3 protein-coding genes are annotated in these 3,873 nt (G+C 33.6%); all 3 read left to right on the top strand.

Features of this window, described 5'->3' with window-relative positions:
* A partial coding sequence (locus LDB17_RS14455) for an LA_2272 family surface repeat-containing protein (RefSeq protein ID WP_393925111.1) occupies positions 1 to 1,181 on the top strand: 1,181 nt, incomplete at its 5' end.
* Positions 1,182 to 1,237: 56 nt separating this feature from the next.
* Positions 1,238 to 2,578 (top strand): DEAD/DEAH box helicase, encoded by a 1,341-nt coding sequence (locus tag LDB17_RS14450; protein ID WP_252637873.1) that lies wholly within the window; start codon positions 1,238 to 1,240, stop codon positions 2,576 to 2,578.
* Between the two features lie 282 nt (positions 2,579 to 2,860).
* Complete coding sequence (locus tag LDB17_RS14445; protein WP_252637874.1) at positions 2,861 to 3,661, top strand: hypothetical protein; 801 nt, start codon at positions 2,861 to 2,863, stop codon at positions 3,659 to 3,661.
* The last annotated feature ends 212 nt before the right edge of the window (positions 3,662 to 3,873 follow it).

The raw sequence follows: 3,873 nt of genomic DNA, 5'->3' as shown, positions 1-3,873 counted from the left end.
ATGCATCACTATTAGCACAAGATAGTCTTGCTATTAAGTTAGATTCTATTTCCGAATATCAGCAAAATATACAGAGTCCAAAATATAAAGCATTTTTCAATCTCGGATTGTGGAATACAATAAGCACCAATGGCTACAAAACAAAATATTACACCAATAATATATCTTTAAATCTAGTATATGGGCGATCTGAAAATGTATCAGGTTTTGCATTTAGTGGATTATATACTGAACTAACCAAAGCAAAGGGTGTGGCTATTTCTCCATTTAACAATATAGAAAATATCAGTGGTGTGCAGATAGGAGGAATGCAAATGGGAGATTGCGTAAATGGTGTACAGATAGGGGGAATCCATGTTGCGCGAGATATAAAGGGTATACAAATTGGCGGACTCAATAATGTGATATGGAATATGCAAGGTACGCAGATAGGGATAATTAATCTTGCATACAAAAATATAAGAGGAGCACAAATAGGCTTTTTAAATAACAGTGATAAAATAAAGGGCTTACAAATAGCTATGGGCAATGAGGCTGATACGCTCGTTGGTGTACAGATTGGAGGGTTCAATTACGCCAAGATAATGAAAGGTCTACAAATTGGAATTATCAATATCTCGGATAATAATAAATATCCCATTGGGTTGGTAAATATTGTAAAATCTGGTGGAGATATGAATCTTGCATTGACATTTGATGATATGCAAAATATGGTAGTTAGTTTTCGCTCGGGAGGACAATCTTTGTATGGAATTGTAGGATTCGGGTATAATATCTATTCTCCACATACTCATTTTGTCTTAGAGGGAGGTTTGGGTGCACATATACAATTAAGTGATAAATTTAGAATAGATACAGAAATTATAGCTGGCATATTGACCAAAATAAGGACAAGTATAAGAGTTGGAGAACAAAGTAAAGAAGAAGAGGAAAGAGAGAAGGAAATACTAAGAAACTATGATCACAAAACTCTTTATCGTTTTGTTTACCGAGTTCTACCGGCATACAATATTAATAGTAATATAAATATTTTTGCAGGACCTACACTTAACTTTCTACAAACATCCAAACTAGACAATCTAAAATTATTTTCCTCTCATAGTTTGTGGAAAGATTATAGTCCCAATAGCTTCAAACAATTATATATAGGATGGATGATTGGTGTGGGTTACAGATTTTGATATTCTAAATAAGAAACGAAATAGAGCGCTATAAGATAATATATTACCTTTGTGGGATGAATACAGAAAATCAACATATAGCCATATTATCCAATCTGGGGATTGACAATCTGAATAAAATGCAGTTTGCAGCCCAAAAGGCGATAACCGATAGTCAAAATACATTGTTATTATCTCCTACAGGTTCGGGCAAAACACTTGCTTTCTTACTGCCTATCTTCCGATTACTGAAAGAGGATATAAAGAAAGTACAATGCCTTGTAATTGTTCCATCAAGGGAGTTGGCTCTTCAGATAGAGCAGGTTTGGAAAAAGATGGGTACACAATTCAAAGTAAATGTTTGTTATGGCGGGCACTCTATTGATACCGAGTTGAAAAACCTAAGCAATCCTCCCGCTTTGCTTATCGGCACTCCGGGCAGGTTGACCGACCATCTTGAACGCAAATCTTTTGATACAGATTCCATTCGTATTCTGGTTCTCGATGAATTTGATAAATCGTTACAATTAGGTTTTCAGGAGGAAGTGGATACGATCATCAGCCAACTGCCCAACCTGCAAAAAAGGGTTCTTCTCTCGGCTACTTCCGATGTGGAAATTCCTGAATTTGTAGGAATGCAAAAGTCGGTGGTTCTTGATTATATACAAGAAGAAAAAAGCGATAACCTTTCAATAAAACTCGTTTTATCTCCCGAAAAAGACAAGATAGAATCTTTATTCCACTTGATATGTTCATTTAATTCTGAGCCCGCACTTATTTTCTGCAATCACAGAGAGGTTACGGAGCGTATCAGCGATTTGTTGAACAAGAAAGGCATACATGCAGGGTATTATCATGGGGGTATGGATCAGGATGACAGGGAAAGAATCTTAATCCAATTTAGAAATGGCAGTCTCAATTATTTGATTACAACCGATCTGGCAGCCAGAGGATTGGATATTCCCGAAATGAAACATGTGATACATTATCATCTTCCGGCTAAAGAGAGTGAATTTGTTCATCGTAACGGGCGCACAGCTCGTATGCATGCTTCAGGAACCTCGTATATCATACAATTCAAAGACGAAAAAATGCCCGATTATATCTCCGATACTTTGGATATTCTGAAAGTTATGCCGGGGAAAAATTTGCCAAACCGTCCTGAATATCAGACAGTATATATTAGTGGAGGTAAGAAGAATAAACTAAATAAGAGTGATATTGTCGGCTTCTTCTTGCAAAAAGGAAAGTTAGATAAATCAGACTTGGGATTGATTGACGTTAAAGACTTTATCTCTTTTGTTGCAGTGCGAACATCTGCTGTAAAAACTCTTTTGGGTAATATCAGAGATGAGAAGATGAAGGGTAAGAAATATAAGATAGAAGTGGCAAGAAACGTTATCAAGAAGACTGATTGATTTTCGGCCATTAGGAAACAATAAATATAAAAGCGGCAAATTGAAGATTTCTTTGGTTTGTCGCTTTTTTGTGTGATATGGGTGTGGTGGTATTGGATTATTATATAGGCTTTGGGGAGGTTGATATTTTCGTACCGATTTTTTGAAGATTTGGATTTGATTTATGAGTTAAGAGAGTGGTAGTGAAGCTATGAATTAAAATCTAAGTAATAGAAAATCTTAATTGTATTTTTATTTATCTTTGCTATATGTATTTTATCTAAATATATTTATCTCGATTCTATGATAGATTACATAAAGGAAAATATTGGTTGGCTGAAAGATTTTTTCACTATCGCATTTACAGGTACAGGAACAATAATAGCAATATTAACATATAATAGAGCTAAAGCCACAATTCTACAGCCTATACGAACGGAAGTTATAAAAAAACAATCAGAAATATTATCGAAGTTTTTAGAGATAATAAAAGATAATAACCAATCTTTTGAAAATGGATTAGATTATGTAAATTTAGTTAATTTGAACGTATTGTTAGTGTTAAAAGATTTTGGATTTATTTTTAAAGAACATGAAGAAATTACAAATAAGATTGTCAATGATATAGCAGGGTGGATTCCTTGTTCAAAAAGTATTGTATTAGAAGATATTGAAATTATAAGTACGTTTAACAAACAAGATTCTGTAACAGTAGAACCATCTGATTATAGTGTGAGAAAGTATAATAAGTTAAAGGACGGGATACTTGATTTAGATAAGGTGTACATAACTAAGCAACACTCAAGTTTTGTGAAATTATTATCGGAGTATAGAGAGAACCCTTTCATGCCATCTTCTATTCAAAAAATATTTGAAGAATTACTTAATGATATACAAAACAATTTATCAATTGTCTTAAAAGCTGAAATAGAGTGTTTCATTCTTGATTTTAGTAAGCCTTATTTTGAAACAGGAAATTGCCCGAAATTTAACCCAATAGGCATTTACAATAACTTTAATCATTCAAGAGTTCATCATAAGGAATTACTCAATAAATTAAGGAAAGAGATTAGACAATATCTGCGAATCGACGAAAATTGGTGAAATAAATAAAATGCCAAACTTGATAATATATACTTCAACGTTGCGAACCAGTAACGTTCTTTCTTTTTAATAAAAATATTTTCAATAACTGTTGGAAAATCCAGTTCAGATTGACCCCTTTTGCCAAGTCTAAATTGACCCCTGAAAAAACTTTATTATTACCCCTAAAATATCCTGGTCGACGGGGTCATTTTTATTTTAGCTTTACTTGT

The sequence above is a fragment of the Dysgonomonas sp. Shenzhen-Wh21 genome (assembly GCF_043392705.1).
In the GTDB taxonomy this organism is placed as follows: domain Bacteria; phylum Bacteroidota; class Bacteroidia; order Bacteroidales; family Dysgonomonadaceae; genus Dysgonomonas.
The sequence above is the reverse complement of the archived record's forward strand: the minus strand, read 5'-3'. Positions and strand labels throughout refer to the sequence as shown.